This is a genomic window from Faecalicatena sp., assembly GCF_058819085.1.
Genome location: NZ_JBZUUL010000023.1, coordinates 38,993 through 59,578, shown reverse-complemented (window position 1 = coordinate 59,578; position 20,586 = coordinate 38,993). Strand labels below are relative to the sequence as shown.

At 45.8% G+C, this 20,586-nt stretch carries 22 protein-coding genes, 4 tRNA genes and 1 other annotated feature; of the genes, 22 read left to right on the top strand and 4 right to left on the bottom strand.

The features are described from left to right. The 12 genes from AC4OGX_RS11315 to AC4OGX_RS11260 all read left to right on the top strand — a co-directional run. Positions 1–1,277 (top strand): phosphoribosylformylglycinamidine synthase subunit PurQ (locus tag AC4OGX_RS11315; RefSeq protein ID WP_493330568.1); only part of this gene is annotated, 1,277 nt, incomplete at its 5' end. Between the two features lie 308 nt (positions 1,278–1,585). Next, positions 1,586–1,659, top strand: a tRNA-Met gene (locus AC4OGX_RS11310). A 127-nt stretch (positions 1,660–1,786) separates the two neighbouring features. After that, positions 1,787–1,859, top strand: a tRNA-Val gene (locus AC4OGX_RS11305). A gap of 23 nt (positions 1,860–1,882) precedes the next feature. Next, positions 1,883–1,956, top strand: a tRNA-Met gene (locus AC4OGX_RS11300). Between the two features lie 132 nt (positions 1,957–2,088). Further along, positions 2,089–2,448: a hypothetical protein gene (locus tag AC4OGX_RS11295; protein WP_493330567.1), complete on the top strand. Its 360-nt coding sequence runs from the start codon at positions 2,089–2,091 to the stop codon at positions 2,446–2,448. A 30-nt stretch (positions 2,449–2,478) separates the two neighbouring features. Further along, positions 2,479–3,024, top strand: a complete 546-nt coding sequence (gene ispF / locus AC4OGX_RS11290) for a 2-C-methyl-D-erythritol 2,4-cyclodiphosphate synthase (protein WP_493330565.1) — start codon at positions 2,479–2,481, stop codon at positions 3,022–3,024. Further along, entirely contained in the window at positions 3,009–4,175 is a 1,167-nt protein-coding gene (locus tag AC4OGX_RS11285; protein WP_493330563.1) for a GNAT family N-acetyltransferase, read from the top strand. Before ispF ends, AC4OGX_RS11285 begins: the two co-directional genes overlap by 16 nt. A gap of 130 nt (positions 4,176–4,305) precedes the next feature. Beyond that, positions 4,306–4,532, top strand: a binding site (T-box leader). Between the two features lie 46 nt (positions 4,533–4,578). Further along, the gene (gene epsC / locus AC4OGX_RS11280) at positions 4,579–5,295 is read left to right on the top strand and encodes a serine O-acetyltransferase EpsC (RefSeq protein WP_493330561.1); all 717 of its coding nucleotides are present in this window, start codon (positions 4,579–4,581) and stop codon (positions 5,293–5,295) included. After that, a complete protein-coding gene (cysS, locus tag AC4OGX_RS11275; RefSeq protein ID WP_493330559.1) occupies positions 5,282–6,688 on the top strand; it encodes a cysteine--tRNA ligase in 1,407 nt (468 codons plus the stop codon). The genes epsC and cysS overlap by 14 nt, the downstream gene beginning before the upstream one ends. Continuing rightward, positions 6,673–7,131, top strand: coding sequence for a Mini-ribonuclease 3 (locus AC4OGX_RS11270; protein ID WP_493330557.1), 459 nt, complete (start codon positions 6,673–6,675; stop codon positions 7,129–7,131). The genes cysS and AC4OGX_RS11270 overlap by 16 nt, the downstream gene beginning before the upstream one ends. A 54-nt stretch (positions 7,132–7,185) precedes the next feature. After that, entirely contained in the window at positions 7,186–7,956 is a 771-nt protein-coding gene (rlmB, locus tag AC4OGX_RS11265) for a 23S rRNA (guanosine(2251)-2'-O)-methyltransferase RlmB (RefSeq protein ID WP_493330555.1), read from the top strand. A 22-nt stretch (positions 7,957–7,978) separates the two neighbouring features. Further along, entirely contained in the window at positions 7,979–8,590 is a 612-nt protein-coding gene (locus tag AC4OGX_RS11260; RefSeq protein WP_493330553.1) for a sigma-70 family RNA polymerase sigma factor, read from the top strand. A gap of 127 nt (positions 8,591–8,717) precedes the next feature. Here the strand turns inward: AC4OGX_RS11260 and AC4OGX_RS11255 are convergent, their stop codons facing one another. After that, positions 8,718–8,957: a DUF3795 domain-containing protein gene (locus AC4OGX_RS11255; RefSeq protein ID WP_493330578.1), complete on the bottom strand. Its 240-nt coding sequence runs from the start codon at positions 8,955–8,957 to the stop codon at positions 8,718–8,720. Between the two features lie 121 nt (positions 8,958–9,078). Between AC4OGX_RS11255 and AC4OGX_RS11250 the strand changes: the two genes are divergently transcribed. The 5 genes from AC4OGX_RS11250 to AC4OGX_RS11230 all read left to right on the top strand — a co-directional run bounded on the left by AC4OGX_RS11250 (position 9,079) and on the right by AC4OGX_RS11230 (position 12,446). Next, positions 9,079–9,450 (top strand): GntR family transcriptional regulator, encoded by a 372-nt coding sequence (locus AC4OGX_RS11250; RefSeq protein ID WP_493330552.1) that lies wholly within the window; start codon positions 9,079–9,081, stop codon positions 9,448–9,450. Between the two features lie 5 nt (positions 9,451–9,455). Beyond that, positions 9,456–10,304, top strand: a complete 849-nt coding sequence (locus AC4OGX_RS11245; protein ID WP_493330577.1) for an ABC transporter ATP-binding protein — start codon at positions 9,456–9,458, stop codon at positions 10,302–10,304. Further along, positions 10,301–10,957 carry an ABC-2 transporter permease gene (locus AC4OGX_RS11240; RefSeq protein ID WP_493330551.1) on the top strand — a complete coding sequence of 219 codons (657 nt, stop codon included), beginning with the start codon at positions 10,301–10,303 and terminating at the stop codon, positions 10,955–10,957. The genes AC4OGX_RS11245 and AC4OGX_RS11240 overlap by 4 nt, the downstream gene beginning before the upstream one ends. A 147-nt stretch (positions 10,958–11,104) precedes the next feature. Then, positions 11,105–12,133 carry a cell wall hydrolase gene (locus AC4OGX_RS11235; protein WP_493330549.1) on the top strand — a complete coding sequence of 343 codons (1,029 nt, stop codon included), beginning with the start codon at positions 11,105–11,107 and terminating at the stop codon, positions 12,131–12,133. Between the two features lie 240 nt (positions 12,134–12,373). After that, a tRNA-Thr gene (locus AC4OGX_RS11230) sits at positions 12,374–12,446 on the top strand. Positions 12,447–12,628: 182 nt separating this feature from the next. Here the strand turns inward: AC4OGX_RS11230 and dtd are convergent. Then, on the bottom strand, positions 12,629–13,075 hold the full coding sequence (gene dtd / locus AC4OGX_RS11225) for a D-aminoacyl-tRNA deacylase (protein WP_493330548.1): 447 nt from the start codon (positions 13,073–13,075) through the stop codon (positions 12,629–12,631). Positions 13,076–13,337: 262 nt separating this feature from the next. Between dtd and AC4OGX_RS11220 the strand changes: the two genes are divergently transcribed. After that, positions 13,338–14,684: an MATE family efflux transporter gene (locus tag AC4OGX_RS11220; protein WP_493330546.1), complete on the top strand. Its 1,347-nt coding sequence runs from the start codon at positions 13,338–13,340 to the stop codon at positions 14,682–14,684. A 66-nt stretch (positions 14,685–14,750) separates the two neighbouring features. On the opposite strand, the gene AC4OGX_RS11215 is transcribed toward AC4OGX_RS11220, so the two are convergent. Beyond that, entirely contained in the window at positions 14,751–15,272 is a 522-nt protein-coding gene (locus AC4OGX_RS11215; RefSeq protein ID WP_493330545.1) for a DUF6512 family protein, read from the bottom strand. A gap of 265 nt (positions 15,273–15,537) precedes the next feature. On the opposite strand from AC4OGX_RS11215, the gene AC4OGX_RS11210 reads away from it, so the two are divergent. From AC4OGX_RS11210 to AC4OGX_RS11195, 4 genes are all read left to right on the top strand, one after another. After that, a complete protein-coding gene (locus AC4OGX_RS11210; RefSeq protein ID WP_493330543.1) occupies positions 15,538–15,879 on the top strand; it encodes a hypothetical protein in 342 nt (113 codons plus the stop codon). A 444-nt stretch (positions 15,880–16,323) separates the two neighbouring features. Then, positions 16,324–16,758 (top strand): RNA polymerase sigma factor, encoded by a 435-nt coding sequence (locus AC4OGX_RS11205; RefSeq protein ID WP_493330541.1) that lies wholly within the window; start codon positions 16,324–16,326, stop codon positions 16,756–16,758. An 11-nt stretch (positions 16,759–16,769) separates the two neighbouring features. Continuing rightward, positions 16,770–18,014, top strand: a complete 1,245-nt coding sequence (locus AC4OGX_RS11200; RefSeq protein WP_493330540.1) for a DUF4367 domain-containing protein — start codon at positions 16,770–16,772, stop codon at positions 18,012–18,014. 144 nt (positions 18,015–18,158) lie between these two features. Continuing rightward, entirely contained in the window at positions 18,159–18,857 is a 699-nt protein-coding gene (locus AC4OGX_RS11195) for an NUDIX domain-containing protein (RefSeq protein ID WP_493330539.1), read from the top strand. Between the two features lie 227 nt (positions 18,858–19,084). Here the strand turns inward: AC4OGX_RS11195 and AC4OGX_RS11190 are convergent, their stop codons facing one another. Beyond that, a complete protein-coding gene (locus AC4OGX_RS11190) occupies positions 19,085–20,545 on the bottom strand; it encodes a sodium-dependent transporter (RefSeq protein WP_493330538.1) in 1,461 nt (486 codons plus the stop codon). Between the last annotated feature and the right edge of the window lie 41 nt (positions 20,546–20,586).

Sequence of the window (20,586 nt, the reverse complement as noted above, 5' to 3'; positions counted from 1 at the left end):
GGATGAGGATCGAGAAGGATGAGTATGACCTGCCGGTATACGGTCAGCTGATGGATCAGTACGGCAAGTTTGCAGACGATATCCACAGCGGAAAGATCGTTTCTGCATATGCGCTGGACCGTCACGGTGTGATCGCGGCTGTCAGCAAGATGGCGTTTGGTAACGCGTTTGGTGTAAAGATCGAGCATAATATGGATGCAGGAGAACTTTTTGCTCCGGCATTCGGCGATATTGTTGCAGAGGTTCCTGCTGATAAGGTGGGAGAACTTAGCATTACTTATACCGTGATCGGTGAAGTGACAGATGACCGGACATTTAGCTATGGAAATACAGCAGTGACGCTGGATGAAGCAGAAAAAGCCTGGACCCGGACTCTGGAAAATGTTTTCGCAACCAAGTCTTCTGCGGACAGCGATGAGGTTCTGGAAGAGAAGCTGTATGATACAAAGGATATCCATATCTGCAGCCACAAGATCGCGCAGCCGACCGTATTTATTCCGGTATTCCCGGGTACAAACTGCGAGTACGACAGTAAGAAAGCGTTTGAACGCGCCGGAGCGAAGGTTATCACAAAGGTATTCAAGAATCTGGATGCCGCTGATATCCGTGATTCTGTGGATGAGTTTGAAAAGGCGATTGCACAGGCTCAGATGATCATGTTCCCGGGTGGATTCAGTGCAGGTGATGAGCCGGATGGTTCCGCGAAGTTCTTTGCCACTGCATTCCAGAATGCAAAGATCAAAGAAGCGGTAGAGAAGCTGTTGAATGAGAGAGACGGTCTTGCACTGGGTGTCTGCAATGGATTCCAGGCGCTGATCAAGCTTGGTCTCGTTCCTTATGGAAAAATTGTCGGACAGACAGAGGATTCACCGACTTTGACATATAATACCATCGGACGTCATATCTCCAAGATGGTCTATACCAAGGTTGTGACAAATAAATCCCCATGGTTACAGGGAGCTGTACTTGGTGGTGTCTACACGAACCCGGCTTCTCATGGAGAAGGAAGATTTGTTGCAAGTGAAGAGTGGCTTGACAAGCTGTTTGCAAACGGTCAGGTGGCAACACAGTACTGTGATCCGGACGGCGTGATCAGCATGAACGAAGAGTGGAATGTAAACGGCTCTTACCGTGCGATCGAAGGTATCACAAGTCCTGACGGACGTGTGCTTGGTAAGATGGCACATTCCGAGAGACGGGATGATTCTGTGGCGATCAATATTTACGGAGAGCAGGATTTGAAGATCTTTGAGTCAGGTGTAAATTACTTCAAATAAGAGATTGACGCAATAGATTTAAGAGCAGATGGCGGACGCCCGCGTAAAGGGAATACCGGAAGGGGGCGTCTGCTTGCTGCTGTTTACAGTTACAGGTTATGATACAGTTCACATGCGCCATTCGCAAAACGCATCTTCGATGCTTTCCCGCCATTTTACGACTCCTTTTGCTCATAAACAGGCGAGAGAACTGTAACCGACTTATTGTTCAAACAATTAAAAAAATAAAAAAAATATTGACAATTCTTGCCACATCGTAGTATAATAACAAAGCAAGATGCGGGAACGCACTGCAGAGACTAAAATATGGCGGAATAGCTCAGTTGGCTAGAGCACACGGTTCATACCCGTGGTGTCGCTGGTTCAAATCCAGTTTCCGCTATTGATTGTCACCAAGTTTTTTGAAAAAAATTAAAAAAATTGTTGACAATTGGAGGTAGTTAATAGTATAATAGCAAAGCGAGCTGCGGATGAGACAAGCGATCAACTGCAGGGAGCAAAAGTATTATGGGGTCTTAGCTCAGCTGGGAGAGCATCTGCCTTACAAGCAGAGGGTCACAGGTTCGAGCCCTGTAGGCCCCATAACTATCTAAATAATTAAATATGGCGGAATAGCTCAGTTGGCTAGAGCACACGGTTCATACCCGTGGTGTCGCTGGTTCAAATCCAGTTTCCGCTACTTAGAGACTCCAGAATTTTTACTGGAGTCTTTTTTGACGTTTTGTCAAGGCGTTTTTGCTACATAAATCTGGTAATCATTCTTATTTTATGATAGAATCAGATAGTGAAAAATAAAGCGGAGGATGAAGTGATGAGTAAAAAGTCTTGGTATGTACTGAGAATTGTGGCAGGATTATATCTGACCTATCTGGGAATCAATCTAATTAGAGGTGTCGTGGCAGATAAACCTGAGAATCAGATGTTTATGCTGTTCATGGCGGGCATTTTTATAATAGTCGGCGTGTTGTATGCGGCTTCTTCTATTAAAAAGGTTTGGGCAATGAGAAATGAAACAGCGGCCGATGAGCAGGATTTGGAAGAAATGGAAGATGATACAGCAGAGAATGATTTTCCTAAGGAGAACGAGGCATCCGGGAATAGCATTTCTCAAATTGCAGAAGATAATGGTATGAATCATCATTCGGAAGATCAGGATACAGACGGAAAGTAAGAGACGGACGAAGAAAAGGAGGACTGTGGCATGCGTGTAGGTATGGGATATGATGTTCATAAACTGGTTGAAGGAAGAGATTTGATCCTTGGGGGAGTTACAATTCCTTATGAAAAAGGTCTTTTGGGACATTCCGATGCAGATGTGCTGCTTCATGCAGTCATGGATGCGCTTTTAGGCGCGGCAGCACTTGGCGATATCGGAACACATTTTCCAGATACGGATCCGCAGTATAAGGGGATTTCAAGTATCAGGCTTCTGGAGCATGTGGCAGGACTTCTGGACGAGCATCAGTATATTATAGAAAACATTGATGCCACGATCATTGCACAGCGTCCGAAGATGCGGCCTTATATCGATCAGATGCGGGAGAACATGGCAGAAGCGCTGAAGATTTCTGTGGACCAGATCAATGTAAAGGCGACGACAGAAGAGGGCTTAGGCTTTACAGGAAGCGGGGAAGGGATTTCCTCACAGGCGGTTTGTGCCCTGGAGAAGATCACCAATTACAGCAGCTATGATGTGACACCGAATCCGGGTGGATGCAGCAGCTGTCCGGGGTGCCAGAAGAAGTAACAGATGCGGGAAAGGATAAAGACATGCAGCTTCGTAAACTTGAGTTGAATGAGCACAGCCTGACAAGGGAGCTGTGGGAGAAGGTATTTCCAGAGGACAGCAGGGCATTTCTGGATTACTATTATTTTATCAAAACGAGGGATAATCAGATCTATGTGATCGAGGAGGATGAAAAGATCCGTTCGATGCTGCAGCTGAACCCCTATCTGCTCCGGGTGGAAGATGAGGAGTTTTCATGCAATTATATCATTGCGGTGGCAACAGAGGAGAGTTACAGGAAGCGCGGATATATGGGGGAGCTGTTAAGACGGTCCATGAAGGACATGTATGACAGGAAAGAGCCGTTCACCTTTTTGATGCCTGCGGCAGAGGCGATCTATACGCCTTATGATTTTCGGTTTATCTACGCGCAGGAGCAGTGTGAAAGCATGGGAACAGAGGGGGAGGCCGATATGGAATGTGTGGATGCCTCCATGCGGGATGCTTCTGATATGGCTGGATTTTTCAACAGCCATTTTGCGTCACAGTATCAGGTATATGCCGTGCGCGATGAGAAGTATTACCAGACCATGATCTTCGAGCAGCAGAGTGAAAACGGCGGAGTTAAGCTACTTAAAAAAGAGGGAACGCTGGCGGGAATGTTTGCATATGCCTGTGAAGATGAGACGGCTGAGATCCGGGAGCCTCTTTACCTGCCGGAATGCGAAGAGGCATTTCAAAAGGCTGTCCATGAATTAAAGCCCGGCGCAGATGCCCCGGTCAAAATCTATGCGGGACGAAAGAGTGCTTCTTCGAAAAAAGTTCCGGTCATCATGGCACGGATCCTGCATCTCGAATCGCTTTTATCTGCGATGAAGGTGAAAGAAGGAGAAGAGCTTCGCTGCTCCTTTGCGGTTTTGGATTCTATCGTCACAAGGAACAGCCGGGTGTGGAAGCTGACAGGGGGATCTGACAGCTGTGATATTCAGGTTCGGGAGACAGAAGATTCCGAAGGGGTGATTCCGATTGGTGCTCTGACGAGTCTATTGTTTGGGTATAAGACAGTGGAAGAGATCCGTAAGGAAGACGATGTGATCATACCGGAACGGTTAGGGAAAGAACTTAAGAAGATCCGGACATTGAAGAATGTATTCTTAAATGAAATAGTCTGAATTGACTGATAATGGAGAGCAAAAGGGTCAGACCCCGGTTCAAAGGGGTCTGACCCTTTTGCTCTCCATTATCGAAATTTATTGACAAATTGGGAAAATTTGAATAATATATATTTATATCTATACGAAACCAAAGGCGTTGAACGGAAAGAGTAGCTGATTTGGAACTTTCAGAGAGAGACTGTCACCGGCTGTAAGCAGTCTCAAGGGAAGGATCTGTGAAGTGCGTCCGGGAGCTGATCCTGTGAAAGGGGAATCCCTAAGTAGCGGGGTACGTGTGGCATACGTTACATGCGATGAGTGAAAGAAGAGATTCTTTTAATAGAGTGGAACCGCGGATATGACTTCGTCTCTAATGCAGAGACGGGGTCTTTTTCTTTTCTTTGGAATGGAGGAATATGTTATGGGAATGCTATCTTATATCAAGAGTGAGATCCAGGTGATCCGGGAACGGGACCCTGCGATCAAATCGAACCTGGAAGTATTGCTTTACCCGAGTTTTAAAGTTATACTAAGATACAGAGTAGCCCACAGGCTTTATTTGAAAAAGCATTACTTTCTGGCCAGGTGGATTTCCCAGAGGGCAGCAAGGAAGACAGGGATCGAGATCCATCCGGGGGCAACCATCGGCAAGGGGCTGTTTATCGACCACGGGAGCGGCGTGATCATTGGTGAGACGACCATCATCGGGGATAATGTGACTTTGTATCAGGGCGTAACGCTTGGCGGTACAGGAAAGGAACAGGGGAAGAGACACCCCACCCTTAAGGATAACGTTATGGTCAGTGCGGGAGCCAAGATTCTGGGATCTTTTACGATCGGTGAGAATTCAAAGATCGGAGCTGGTTCCGTAGTTTTAGAGGAAGTACCGCCTAACTGTACAGTGGTCGGCGTTCCGGGGCGTGTCGTGAAGATGGGTGACCAGAAGGTGCCGCGTATAGATATGGATCAGGTACATCTGCCTGACCCAGTATTGAATGATATCCGGGAATTACAGAGTGATAACCTCCGCCTGTATCGACAGCTCAAAGAGATGGAAAAGCATATGAGATGTATGATAGGGCCGGAGTGTGAGATAAAAAACGAGAAGAAAGAGGAGAAGAAGGATGAAGATATATAACACAATGTCTAAGAAAAAAGAAGAATTTGTACCTTTGGAGGAAGGAAAGGTAAAGATGTATGTATGCGGACCTACCGTTTACAACTTTATCCATATCGGTAATGCCAGACCGATGATCGTATTTGATACGGTGAGAAGATATTTTGAGTATAAGGGCTATGATGTAAACTATGTGTCCAACTTTACGGATGTAGATGACAAGATCATCAAGAAGGCCATCGAGGAAGGCGTGACTGCAGAGGAGATCTCCAAGCGCTACATTGCAGAGTGCAAGAAGGATATGGAAGGCATGAATGTGAAGCCTGCAACGAAAAACCCGCTTGCAACAGAGGAGATCTGCGGAATGGTGGATATGATCCAGACGTTGATCGATAAAGGTTATGCGTATGAGAAAAACGGTACGGTATATTTCCGCACCAGGAGATTTGAGCAGTATGGAAAGCTTTCCCACAAGAATCTGGACGATCTGCAGTCCGGCGGACGTGCACTTCTGGTAACCGGAGAAGACGAGAAGGAGGATTCTCTTGATTTCGTTCTCTGGAAACCGAAAAAGGAAGGCGAGCCGGCATGGGAGTCTCCGTGGAGTGAGGGCCGTCCGGGCTGGCATATCGAGTGCTCCGAGATGTCCAAGAAGTATTTAGGAGAGCAGATCGATATCCATGCAGGCGGGGAGGATCTTGTGTTCCCTCACCATGAGAACGAGATCGCACAGAGCGAGGCTGCCAATGGCAAAGATTTTGCAAAATACTGGATGCACAACGCATTTTTAAATATCGACAACAAGAAGATGTCCAAATCCCTCGGAAATTTCTTTACCGTCCGGGAGATCAGCGAAAAATACGACCTGCAGGTGCTGCGTTTCTTCATGCTGGGGGCGCACTACCGCACACCGCTTAATTTCAGCGCGGATCTGATGGCAGCAGCGAAGACGGGACTGGACCGGATCATTACTGCAGCAGACAATCTGAAGTTTCTTCTTGGGGCAGTAAAGGTTCAGGAGATGACAGAGGCAGAAAAGGAAGCGTTTGCGAAGACACAGGAGTTTGTGGATGCTTTTGAGAGAGCCATGGACGATGACTTTAACACGGCAGATGCCATTGCTTCCATCTTCGATCTTGTAAAATACTGCAATACGACGGCAGACGCTGAAAGCTCCGCAGAATATTTACAGGGACTGCTGGATCTGATCCTAAAGCTTACGGATGTCTTAGGGATCATCGTGGAGAAGGAAGAAGAGATGCTTGCCGAAGATATTGAGGCGCTGATCGAGGAGCGCCAGGCAGCAAGGAAGGCAAAGAATTTTGCAAGAGCAGATGAGATCCGTGATGAACTGCTTGCAAAAGGAATTATTCTGGAAGATACACGAGAAGGAGTAAAATGGAAAAAAGCGTAAATTTTGAGTTTCATGATTATATACAGGAAGTTTTAAATCTGAAAGAGGTGGATGCCGCAGGCTATTCACCTCTTGTTCTGGCGTATATCGGAGACTGTATCTATGACCTGATCATTAAGACCATGATCATCAGCCGGGGGAATAAGCAGGTACATAAGCTGCATGAAGAGACGAGCAGATTCGTACAGGCATCCACCCAGTCGCTGATGATGAGAGAGATGCAGGGACACCTGACCGAGGAGGAGCACGCCGTATACAGACGGGGGCGAAATGCCAAATCCGTATCACCGGCTAAGAACCAGTCTATCACAGATTACAGGAGGGCGACCGGGTTCGAGGCGCTGCTTGGATATCTGTACCTGAAAAAGGAGTATCAACGAGTCATGGAGCTGGTAAAGATCGGACTGGACAGCCTGGATGAGGAATACTTTGAGGCAAAATAGGGAATAGAAAGTGTTAAGAGCCGGTAAATTTGAAGAAAGAAAATGGAGAAAATCATGCAGGAAAATCAGAGAAACGAAGTAGAAAATAAAGAACATACGCTGGTGATCGAAGGCAGAAATGCAGTACTGGAAGCCTTTCGTTCCGGGAAACCTATCGACAAGGTCTTTGTACTTGACGGCTGTCAGGACGGCCCCATCAGGACGATCATCAGAGAAGCCAAAAAGCACGACACGATCCTGAATTTTGTAGGAAAGGACAGGCTTTCCCAGCTGTCAGAGACAGGAAAGCACCAGGGCGTGATCGCTTATGCGGCGGCCTATGAGTATGCAGAGATTGAAGACATGTTCAAAAAGGCAGAAGAAAAGGGTGAGGATCCTTTCCTGATCCTTCTGGATAATATTGAGGATCCTCATAACCTGGGCGCGATCATCCGTACAGCCAATCTGGCAGGGGCACACGGCGTGATCATCCCCAAGAGGAGAGCAGTGGGGCTGACGGCTACGGTTGCCAAGACATCCGCAGGGGCGCTCAACTACACACCTGTAGCGAAGGTGACCAACCTTGCAAAGACGATGGAGGAGTTAAAAGAGAGGGGCTTATGGTTTGTATGCGCGGATATGGGCGGAGAATCCATGTACCGTCTGAATCTGACAGGACCGATCGGACTGGTGATCGGAAATGAAGGGGAAGGTGTCGGCAGACTCGTCAAGGAAAAATGCGATTTCGTGGCAGGTATTCCGATGAAGGGAGAGATCGATTCCCTGAATGCCTCAGTGGCAGCAGGGGTGCTGGCATATGAGATCGTCCGCCAGCGGATGAAATAAAAGTCGGCAGAGGGGGACGCGGATGAATCAATATGATATGATACCAGACGAACAGTTGATCCGGGATTTTAAAAATGGCGAGTCGAAGATCATGGATTATCTTATGGTAAAGTACAAATCCATGGTTCGCAAAAAGGCAAGGGCAATGTACCTGATCGGCGGAGAGAATGAAGATCTGATCCAGGAGGGGATGATCGGCCTGATCAAGGCAGTGCGCGATTTTGATCCCTCCCAGAAAGCTTCCTTTGCCACCTTTGCGGAGATGTGCGTATCGAGACAGATGTATACGGCCATCGAAGCCTCCAAAAGAAAGAAGCACATCCCCCTCAACTCTTATATTTCCCTGTATGAGGAAGGGGAGAGCACGGATGAGGAAAAAAAACTGCCTCTGATCGACACGATCGAACCGGATCGGGAAAATAACCCGGAAACACTGTATTTCGGAAAAGAATTCACAGAGGCTTTTGTGGAGGAGCTCAAGCAGAGCTTAAGCCCTCTTGAGAATCACGTCCTCTACCTTCATCTGATGGGGACAGACTACAGGACCATCGCAGAGCTTCTGGGAAAAAGTCCGAAAGCTATCGATAACGCACTCCAGAGAATTCGCGCCAAGGCCGGAAAGCTTCTGGAGTAGCGGATGAGGAATGGTATACAGGGAAGATAAAATAAGTCTTTCCTCCACCACTCCCACCACAGATAAGGGCGTGAGGGAGTGCGTCATATTCATCTCCAGTCTCTCCGTATACCGCTAATAATACACTCTAAGATTGTTGGGCTAATTCTTCTAAAGCCTTTCGATTATCGCTTTCTATTGGCACATAGTCCTCTATATATTGACATGGATAATCATTACATTCCGCACAATGAGAACTCTTTTTCTCCATGCCGCATTTTCGCATTGGATAATCCACACACATCTTTTCATTTACTCCATTTATAGAATGACAACCCATACAAGTCATATCATTTTTTTCAAATTTACAGGTATCTGTTCCTGTTATTTCGGCTGTCCCTGCTGATTATTATTCTGTGGGTTTCTTATAAAAATCAAATAAACAGTATATAACAGTTGACAACAGTTATATACTGTTATATACTGTTTATGAACAAAGGAGGATTGCCATGAAGTTAATTATTAATAATTCTTCCATGCAGCCCATTTATGAGCAGATCCAGACCCAGATACGGGATGAGATCATGCAGGGAGAACTGGCAGAGGATGTGATGCTGCCATCTGTCAGAACCTTGGCAAAGGAACTCCGGGTCAGTGCACTGACTGTAAAAAAGGCATATGATACGTTGGAACAGGAAGGATTTATCGTTACTGTCCATGGAAAAGGAAGCTTTGTATCATGTGCAAACCAGGAGTTTATGCTGGAAGAGAAGAAAAAGGATGTGGAAGCCGACCTTGAGATGGCCATCAGGAAGGGCAGAAGCTGTGGCATGAGTAATCAGGAACTAACAGAATTGTTTCAAATCATTTTGGAGGATTAGTAATGATACTAAAATTAGAGAATGTTGAGAAGCGTTATGGACAATTTGATCTAAAGTGTTCTCTTGAAGTGCAAAAGGGATGTGTGACCGGACTGATCGGACAGAACGGGGCCGGGAAAAGTACCACATTTAAAGCTATCTTAGGCCTGATCAAGACAGACGGCGGCAGGGTAGAGATGTTTGGAAAGGATGTCAATACACTTTCCATGAGGGAGAAAGGAGAGGTTGGAGTTGTCTTGTCAGATTCGGGATTCAGCGGTTATCTGACGGTCAGGGATATCATACCGATCATGTCCAGTATGTATTCTTCGTTTAACAAAGCAGATTTTCTGCAAAAGTGCAGGAAGTTCAGTATTCCGATGGATAAGAAGATCAAGGAGTTTTCTACAGGTATGAAGGCGAAGTTAAAAGTGCTTGTAGCGATGTCACATCAGGCAAAGCTGCTTATCCTTGATGAACCGACTGCGGGACTGGATGTGATTGCCAGAGATGAGCTTTTGGATTTGATGAGGGAATATATGGAGAGCGGAGAGCGTTCCATCCTGATCAGTTCTCACATATCCAGTGACCTGGAAGGTCTCTGTGACGATATCTATATGATCCACGGTGGAAGAATCATCATGCATGAAGAGACAGACAGACTTCTTGGTGATTATGGTGTACTTAAAGTGACAGAGGCACAATACGATAAGCTGGATAAGCGGTATATCCTGAAACGGAAAAAGGAAAACTTCGGATACAGCTGCCTGACAGATGAGAAGCAGTATTATCTGGACAATTACCGTGGAATTACCGTGGAAAAGGGAAATATTGACGAAGTGATCACAATGATGATACGAGGTGAAGGAAAATGAAAGGATTATTGATCAAAGACTTTAAATTATTGAAAAATCAGATGAATTTTTACCTTGTTATTTGTGCCATCGGGGTAGTGCTGATGCTGACACAGGGAAACACCTTTATTCTGATCAGTTACGGAGTGATTATGTTTTCCATGTTTACACTCAGTACGATCAGTTACGATGAATTCGATAACGGTACTGCTTTTCTGTTCACGCTCCCGGTCAGCCGTAAGCTGTATGTTGCCGAAAAGTATGTATTTGGGTTTGCAGCTGCAGTTATTCCGTGGCTGGTGACAACGGTTTTTGCAGGTGTATATACGATCATAAAAGAGCCGGGGACGGATTTGACAGAATGGCTGCTCACAGCATGTGTGATGCTGTGTGCCGCATTTTTGCTCTTAGCAGTGACTCTTCCTGCACAGTTGAAATTCGGTGCTGATAAGGGCAGGATCGCGTTGTTTGGAGTAGTTGGGGCAGTGGTAGTGTTAGGTGTTGCAATCTCATATATACTGAAAGCGCTGGGGATCCCTCTGGCTGATATTCTTAACAATCTTTCCACAGTAGGCCTTGCAGGAGCAGTGGCAGGGGTGACAGTATTCTGTATCCTGCTCTGGCTGATCTCCTTCTCCATTTCCTTAAAGATCATGGAGAAAAAGCAGTTTTAAATAATTTTATGATTCCTTAAGATCCGCGGAAAATCAGGCCTTGTGCAGGTCTGGTCCGCGGATCTTTCATTTTAGAAATTGCGTCTTAGTCAAACTTGTAGTATAATACTAAAACAGACGACTTTATCAGAAAGGAATCTCTAATTTATGAAACGATTTTCGAAACAAAGTATGAACGCGGGAATTGCTCTTATCTGTCTGATAGCATTGATAAGCCCGCCGGTTTTAGGACAGGCAGAGGAGGCCTCATCTACACAGGAGAAGGTAACCAGTCTGCAGTCAGAGTTGGATGGGATCAATAAGGAGATTGTATCCATCAGTGAAGAGATCGCTTCCATTGAGATGCGGACAGAGATGATGTCCGCTGAGATCCTCCGTACAGAAGATCTGCTTCAAGAGGCAAAGGAGGATGAGGACAAGCAGTATGAGGATATGAAGGCGCGGATCAAGTATATGTATGAGACCGGGGATGCCACTCTGTTAGAATTACTTTTTTCGGCAGAGAGCATGACAGATTTCCTCAACAAAGCGGAATTTGTACAGAATATCAGTGATTATGACCGAGAGATGCTGGACAAGCTGACCGAGATCAGTAAGGATATCGAAGCAAAGGAAAAGACCTTAAAGGCACAGAAGAAGGCCGAGAGCGAGTTGAAGGTTGAGCTGGCCAGCCGCCAGAAGGAGCTTGAGAAGAAGGCCGAGGAGACCTCAACAGATTTAGAGGCACTCAAAGCCCAGATGCAGAGGGAAGCCGCTGCTGCAGCCGGAGCTGTAGTGATGAATACGGACGGAAGAGTCGTGCGTGCCGGTGCTGTGCAGGTGTCTGCAAATGAGAAACGGCTGCTTGCTTCTATCATCGAATGCGAGGCATATCAGGATTATAATTCTCTCTTAGCCGTAGCCACAGTGATCATGAACCGGGTCAATGATTCCCGATTCCCGAATACGATCGCCGAGGTTGTGTATGCTTCCGGTCAATTCGAACCTGTTACACGAGGAAGTCTGGATGCTGTCCTCTCCAGAGGCCCTAGTGATCTGTCTCAGCAGGTGGCAGAAGATGCGTTAAACGGGGCAAGGCTTGCAGCTGTTGCTGACTGTTATTTCTTCCTCTATGCGGGCGCTACCAATAAAGGCGGTGTCAATGTGGGGAATAATGTCTTCTTCCAGAGCTGGTAGCAGAGAGCTGTCCGAAGATTGATCATGTATAAGGCCTGCCGGAGATTACTTTATTGTGGTGATAAGGTAATCTCTGGCAGGCTCTTTTATTTTCCCGGAAGCTTCAGCTTTAAGGTTCATATAAGAGGGGGCAGGAGGAAAGCGATGCAAGACGGATTTTGAAAAATATTTGAAAAATCTTATTGACAAGTAGAGTGTTTTTAGTGTATATTAATACCGTTGCGTAAGAAATACACGCAGGCTGTCGTGGCTCAGCCGGTAGAGCGTCGCCTTGGTAAGGCGGAGGTCGGCGGTTCGATTCCGCTCGACAGCTTAATAAAAAGACTTTCAAGAGAGTGCATCTTTTGAAAGTCTTTTTTATGATATAGGAAATTCCTCTGGAATTTCCTATATCATAAAAACCCTCGGGGGATGCACACGCCGCGATAAGGTATCTAGCCGCTTTCGCGGCATCGCAAAAGTGTGCAAGCCCCTTATGAGTGGGGGGATAGAAATCTAGAGCTCTTCAGAATCCAGCACGATCGTAAACGGTCCGTCATTGACAAGACTGACCTTCATATCTGCCCCAAAGCTGCCGGTTTCCACGATCGGCACGATGTCTTGGCATTTCTGGATGATATATTCATACAGTGCATTGGCTTTCTCCGGTTTTCCAGCCTCGATAAAGCTGGGACGGTTTCCCTTCTTACAGTTTGCATAAAGGGTGAACTGAGAGATGAGCAGAAGACTTCCATCTACATCCGCGAGTGAGAGATTGGTTTTGCCGTCCTGGTCTTCGAATATACGCAGCCCGGTCATCTTGCGGATCATTTTATCTGCGGTCTGTTCGTTGTCACTGTCGGATACTCCGATCAGGACCATGAAGCCCTTCTGGATCTCTCCGATCACCTTATGTTCTACTGTCACAGAGGCTTCTGTGACTCTTTGTATCACAAATTTCATATGATAAATACCTCCTGAGAATATTAGAATAATTGGCAGATGCTGAAACACGGCTTACAGACTTAAGATAATCAGCCTTTGCAGTGATTCACAGTATCTGAAGTGCAAAAAAAGTAGAACAGGATCTTTTTTTGCTACAGACTTTATTTTATACTTATGGTAGAATAAAGTCTATAAGGAAATGTGAAAAAGTATGTTTTTAGAGGAACATGCTTTGTTTAGGATTTCCGGGTATGAATAGAGATTGAGGGAGATTTTACTTATGAAGAAGACAACGATCATGACGGAAGGTACAATCTGGAAAAAGCTGCTTTTTTTTGCTGTCCCCCTGATTTTAGGGAATCTGTTCCAGCAGCTTTATAATACGGTGGATTCCATTATCGTGGGGAATTATATCGGAAGCGAGGCACTGGCTGCTGTGGGGGCGAGCAGTTCAGTAGTCAGCCTGTTGATCGGTTTTTGTATTGGTGCGTCAGCGGGGGCGGGAGTCGTGATCTCCCAGTTTTTTGGGGCACAGGACCGGGAAGGGCTGCGAAAGGCTGTACATACAACGGTAGCGTTATCTATCGTGGCGGGAATCGTGATGACTGTGGCAGGTGTTCTGCTGACGCCGCTGATATTAAGGGCAATGGGAACTCCATCGGAAGTTTTTTCCCAGGCATCGGTCTATCTGCAGGTCTATTTCGGGGGAATGGTCTTTTCGGTCATTTACAATATGGCTGCGGGAATCCTGAATGCAGTTGGAAACTCGAAACGTTCACTGGTATACCTGCTGATTGCTGCCTGTTCAAATATCGTTCTTGATTTTTTGTTTGTTGTGGTCTTTAAAATGGGGATCATCGGAGCGGCACTTGCAACAGATATCAGCCAGCTGATTTCCTGTATTTTTATCCTTCTATTTTTGACGAGAACGGATGAAATGTATAAGGTCAGGCTTCGGGAGATCCGTTTTTACGATCATCTGCTGAGTAAGATATTGAGAATCGGACTGCCTACAGGAGTACAGAATATAGTGATCTCTCTTTCTAATGTGATCGTACAGTCCACTGTCAACAGTTTTGGCGCTGTTGTGATGGCGGGATTTGCCGCTTATATTAAAATTGACGGATTCAATCTGCTTCCGGTGTTAAGCATCAGCATGGCGGCCACTACATTCACAGGGCAGAATATCGGAGCAGGGAAGTTAGATCGGGTGAAAAAGTGTATGTTTACCTCAGTTGCGATGGGCGTGGTATATACGGTCTCGACAGGGATCCTTCTTCTGGCCTTTGCTCCGCAGGTGATCGGCGTCTTCACAAAGAATATGGAAGTCGTGGACTGCGGCGTGTATATTATGCGGTTTTTCTGCCCGTTTTACTGGATGCTGGCGATCCTGCAGATCCTTTCCGGGACCATCCGGGGAGCAGGACGGACCATGGAGACGATGTTTGTCTTTCTGATCTCACTGTGCCTTTATCGAATCGTCTGGATCTGGGGAAGTATGGCTTACAAACACAGCCTGGATCTGCTGATGATGGTTTACCCTACCTCCTGGCTGGTAGGAGCGGTGCTGATCCTTTTGTATGGATGGAAAGGAAAATGGATGCCGAGAGTTGGAACGGGAAGCTGATCTGTCCTGAATCTGATTTTGAGATCAGGCTTACAAGGGCAGATGAGCTTTAGGGCCGCGGTTGGTCTACGGGGCAGCAAACAGTCCGATATCCGGCGGGTAATAGGTAAAAATGAGGAAGCATGCTCCCAGCACCAGTACGCAGATGAAATAAAGGAAGGTGTATCCTTTCTTCTGCTCAGACAAGAGCAGGCGGCACCGGACAAACACACCGATGAGAGCACTTACGAGGAAGGTGAGGATGTCGAGAGTGAGGTTATGACTGCCGATTATTCCTGTGTAGGTGTAGAAAATAACAGGGATGAGCAGCGTTCCGGTCAGTATTCCTCCCAGGTCAGCCCTGAGAAGATGCGGATAGGATCTGTATAAAAAGTAAAATTCCGCAAGGAAGAAGACCAGCATGGGGAAGTAGATCAGCTTCATATGTTCCCATGTGGATTCACTGACAGGTGTAACCAGACCTACAAGGAACTGTCTGCCTGACCATTCATAGACAAAATGCAGCAGGCAGCCAATGGTACTGACAAACAGAACACCGATCAATGAGCTGATACATAATTTTTTACGTTTTCTGTAAAAACGTTTCATAAGGAACGCCTCCGTAAGGATTATTTTATTAAACATGTTTTGGAACATTATCCCTCAGGACATGAATTAAGATGTGCCTTTTGGGTATAAAATATGTTTTTTAATAGTATGGCCAGATTTTTCGGGATATAAACGTACATACTGCGCTACGATTTGTCGAATTGTGTAAAATAATGTCACAAAATGATGAGACGTCCATGAGATTATGGTATAATGAAAAAAACGAAGGTGTTTAACGGATACAGGCTGGTATAGGAGGGGTGCTATGAACAGCCTAGCGAGGGAGGAACTTGAACCATTAAAGAATCTTCTTGAAGAGCTTTTAGCTTTTGTGAAAGATCTTCATATCGAGGAAATCCCATATTTTTCCAGATTTATAGAAAATATGAAGAATAATCTGGAAATATGCCATCTTGTTCACTATGAGAATTGGGAACAAATGAACCATCTTTTAAAAAGAGACTGGTCGGCTGCGAATCAGACATTGTTAGGAATTCCGGATTTTGACATACGGGTCGAGAATCCGGTAGAAAAGGAGGAATTGAACTGCCGGTTTCTGGAGCTTGTTTCAGGGATAGAAGGTTATCTGTGGAAGCTGCGGGAATAGGATATCGGAAGAGGTAAGAGAAAGAGATCAGTGTTAAAAAATTAAAATGAAAATAAGTGTGGGCAGCCACATATATAAGCCGGGCCATAGATGATACAGGCCGTGCGATAGCGTTGGTTCTAATAAAAGACAATCTGCAGAGTCCTTTCCAGCAGTAGGAAGGGATGTGTGGGTTGTCTTTTTATTGTTTTTATGCTCAACTGGGGAGTAGATATAAAATTATAAGGGGTAAAGTGAAACAAATTAAGAAGGAGTCCCGTCTAATTAGTATACCTAAAGGAGATTTTTGCAATACAGATCCTGGGGGATAGATCCACATGAAGGCCGTGAGAAAATATCATCTGCGACCGGATATACAGATTGCAGAATGCCTGTTAATGTGGTCCGGTAAATGTGGCTGTATACCGGTTAGTACCGGCAGGGAAAAAGAAGGGAGGGATTTGCTTGAAATATCTTGTCAAAAGAGCACAAAAGCGGGATGATCAGGCTTTTGTGGAGCTGATGGAAATTGAAAAACAGGATATGTATAAGGTGGCAAGAAGTTATCTGCGCTCTCCGGAAGATATTGCGGATGCCATACAGGAGACGATCACTACATGCTATGAAAAGATAGATGGCTTAAAGGAGCCGAAATATTTTAAAACATGGCTGATCCGCATCCTGATCAATAAATGCAGGGATATCCTGCGTTTGGAAAGGAATGAGACTCTTAAGGATGTGTTTCCAGAACAGGGAGAAGTTTGTATGGCTTATCAAAATTGTGAGTTTGAGGAACTGATGAACCAGCTGGATGAGAAATACCGGATCATTCTGCTTTTATACTATGCAGAGGGGTTTAAGATCAGAGAGATCGCCCAGATTCTGGAGTTAGGTTTCTGAATGCGAATCTTGTGGATAAAGGAGAGAACAAGGTCGGGTACCAGTTTGAGGTGGACAGGTCAAAGGAGGCACATGCGATCGAAGTGACGCCCACTTATATGCCAGACGGATATACACTGAATGCCCGGAATACTCCGAAGGGCGGAAAGTGGAGTGACGAGAGCACAGGAGGTGATATCTCTGTCTATTTTTATAATGCAGCTGAGCTGGACTGGTTACAGCGTGCCGGTCAGAATAATTTCCAGGAGCTGTCAAAGGATGAGCATCTGAAAAATATGGAGATCAGCGGAATGAAAACAGATGTATTTGTCAGTGACAATTTTTATACAGACAGCGATAAATCGGTAAAGAACCTCTATCTGTTTAATGAAGAATATGGGTATATGGTCTGTGTCTGGAGCGAGAGTAATCTGCCGGCAGAGGAATTGGTCAAGATTGCGGAGGGGCTCAAGGTGAACGTTCTGGATACGGTCGTTCCGTATGCGTCCAAGGACGAGATAGCAAAGGAAAAAGAAGCTGACGCAGCTGAACAGAAAAAACAAGATGAGATGAATCAGAAAGGGGTTACAAAAGATCAGATTATTGCAATTGGGCAGGAGGTAGAAAATCCATTAGAACAAGGGAGGGCATTTGAAGATGTCAGATATATTGTTGAAGATGTTAAGGTTAAGGATGCACTTTCTCTGGACGAATATCCTGCAGAATATTATGTTGATTATGAAAACGAGATGGCAGAGTGGGTAGATCCGGATGGTACGTTGAAACCACACGATAGATATTGGTATCCGGATATGAATATGCGCGATGACAATGGGACTCTGCAGAAGGGAATCGGATCGAAGTATGTCGTAGTAAAGATGAAAGCAGTAAATCACTCTGATAAGGCGGTCGGCAAAGAGTCAGATATGGGGATCTGTCTGGCACCGGAACTGACTACCCTGGAACCAAGGGAGGATGGAAATTATTCATATCCCTCTTCCTATTATTATAAAGGAAACGAAAATTATCATTTGCAGTGGTCAGCGGGAATGGGAAATAATTACCCGGTATACATCGATAAAATGTATCATACCGAAGGAATCGCACGTATCAAGGATGCGATGTTCAGGCCGCTGGAGGCAGGGGAAGAATTGGAGTATACACTCATTTATATCATGGATGAGGACCGCTTGGATCAGATGTATCTGGAATTTTACCCGGAGACAGCTACTGTGGGGACGGGCGTGTCTGTGCCTTATGTGAAGCTTGCCAGATAGGATTGTTAAAATCGGTTTACATAGGTACATTAATTTCATATAATTAGATAGGGGCGAGGAGCGATCCTGGTCCCTGTTTTATGGCAGAATTAATAGAAGAGAAGCTGGACAGATAATAATAGAAGAGATGCAGGAGGTAGAACAATGCCGTCATTTTTAAAGGATATCACAGCATTTTATGGAACAGGAGAGCGCAATGAGGCAGGGCAGAGCCTGGAAGAGTTTCTGGAGGCCTATGATCCATATCGGTATCAAACGCCGAGCTGCACCACGGACGCGGTTGTATTTTCCTGTATAGGGGAATTGAAGCCATCTATGGAAGGACTGAAGATCCTGCTGGTTAAGCGGAGCAACCATCCCACGATCGGGTTCTGGGCGCTGCCGGGAGGGTTCATTGACCTTAAGGAGAACCTGGATGATACGGCAAGAAGAGAACTTTTGGAGGAGACAGGAGTGGAGAATCTGGCGATGGAGCAGATCGCGGTGTATGGGGATTACGACAGGGATCCGCGTGCAAGGGTGATCACAACGGCCTACATGGCACTTGTTGACGAACGCGACGTAAAGGTGAAGGCCGGGGACGATGCAGCGGATGCGGTATGGTGTGATATCTCCATGGAAGAGACGGAGAGGGAGGAAACTGAGGCGAGTCTCAGAAGAAGATACAGCCTTCATTTTGTGAATAAAGAAAAGGGGCTGGATACAAGGGCAGAAGTCCTTCACATCCTTCGGAAAGGACTGATCCGGGAAGAAAAGTTTATCGTGGAAAAAAGGGGGATGATTGCTGCGGACCACGCTGCTATAGTGGCACAGGCAATGACGATATTGGGGAGTAGGTTGTAGCAAAGGGGTCAGACCCTTTTGCTCACTGTTTTCCGAGTTTTCTCAAACAATTGAAACAATAAAGAGAAAAACTCCCTTTTAAATCTTATTTTTCAAGTTTATCTGAATACAGAATAATAGAAGAATTACAGACAGAAAAACGTATGACACGCTGGGCACTAGAAGAGCAGGCCTTGTGTCATACGTTTTTTATGTAGATATTTTTTAATGCTGCAATTGGGATGAAGTTATTTTTTTGACTTAGCTCTTGAGACCATGAGGATCATTCCGAGGAATAGGAAGGCAATCACCATCCAAACTACGAAAATGACTGTGCTCTGTCCGCTAAACATATCATAGTATCCTTTCAGATAGATAATAACTACGATCCATGGGAGTACATGGGTCATGTAGCCTCGTATTTTTTCTGGAAACTTCATGCCCTGACCGCTGTTGGCTTCCTGAATAAAGTTTTTCCACCCCCACCCATTTTTATGGGTGCAGAAAAGCAGGTAAACTACTGAGCCGAGCGGCAGAATATTGTTGGATACGAGGAAATCTTCCAGGTCCATGATATTTGTTCCGGCTCCGAGGGGCTGAAAATCCGACCAGACGCTGAATCCCAAAATGCAGGGAATGCTGAGGACCGTGATCAGCAGGATGTTGATCCCTACGGATTTTTTTCTGCTGAAATGAAACAGATCCATTCCAAAGGAGACAATATTTTCAAAAACCCCCACGATGGTAGATAGTGCTGCGAAAAACAAAAATAGGAAGAACAAGGATCCCCAGATTCTGCCTCCGGCCATCTGCGTGAAAATATTAGGCAGGGTGATGAACACGAGCCCAGGTCCGGCAGCTGGCTCTACATTAAACGCAAAACAGGCTGGAATAACGATCAGCCCGGCAACTAAGGCGACGAACGTGTCCAGGATGACAATGCTTACGGATTCCCCGGTAAGGGAGCGGGATTTATCCAGGTAGCTACCGAAGATTGCCATGCCGCCCATCCCAATACTCAGCGTGAAAAAGGCCTGGCTCATAGCCCCGAAAATAACATTTCCGATTCCATTTTCCACCATCTTGTGAAAATCAGGAACGAGATAAAAGCGCAGCCCTTCTGCAGAGCCGGATAAGGTAACAGAACGGATGGCCAGTATGACCATTATGCCAAGCAGGCAGAGCATAGTGACCTTCATAATTTTTTCTACGCCCTTCTGCAGCCCGATACTGCAGATTCCAAATGCGATCAGGATCACGACTACGGTCCAGAGCATCAAAGTACCCGGGGAAGCCAGCATCTGATCATAGCTTTCCACAACCTGACCGGAAGTAACGCCGGTAAAATCTCCCCTGGCCATGCGCAGGCAGTAGTACAGCATCCAGCCGCCAACCATAGAATAGAACATGACCAGTATGTAATTACCGGCAATGGCAAACCAGCGCGTAAAATGCCATCGGGTACCCTCAGGCTCTAATGCATTATAAGAAGTAGCAATACTCTTCTGACTTGCGCGTCCCACACTGAATTCACAGACAATGATCGGCATTCCGAGGATCGCGAGGAACACCAGATACATCAGGATAAAAGCCGCTCCACCAAATTTCCCTGTCATATACGGGAATTTCCAAACATTTCCTAAACCGATTGCACAACCCGCTGATACCAGAATAAAACCAAGGCGGGAACCAAATTTTTCTCTTTTCATAAACAACCTCCATAATTTTCAGAAAACGGAGCGCAAAAGGG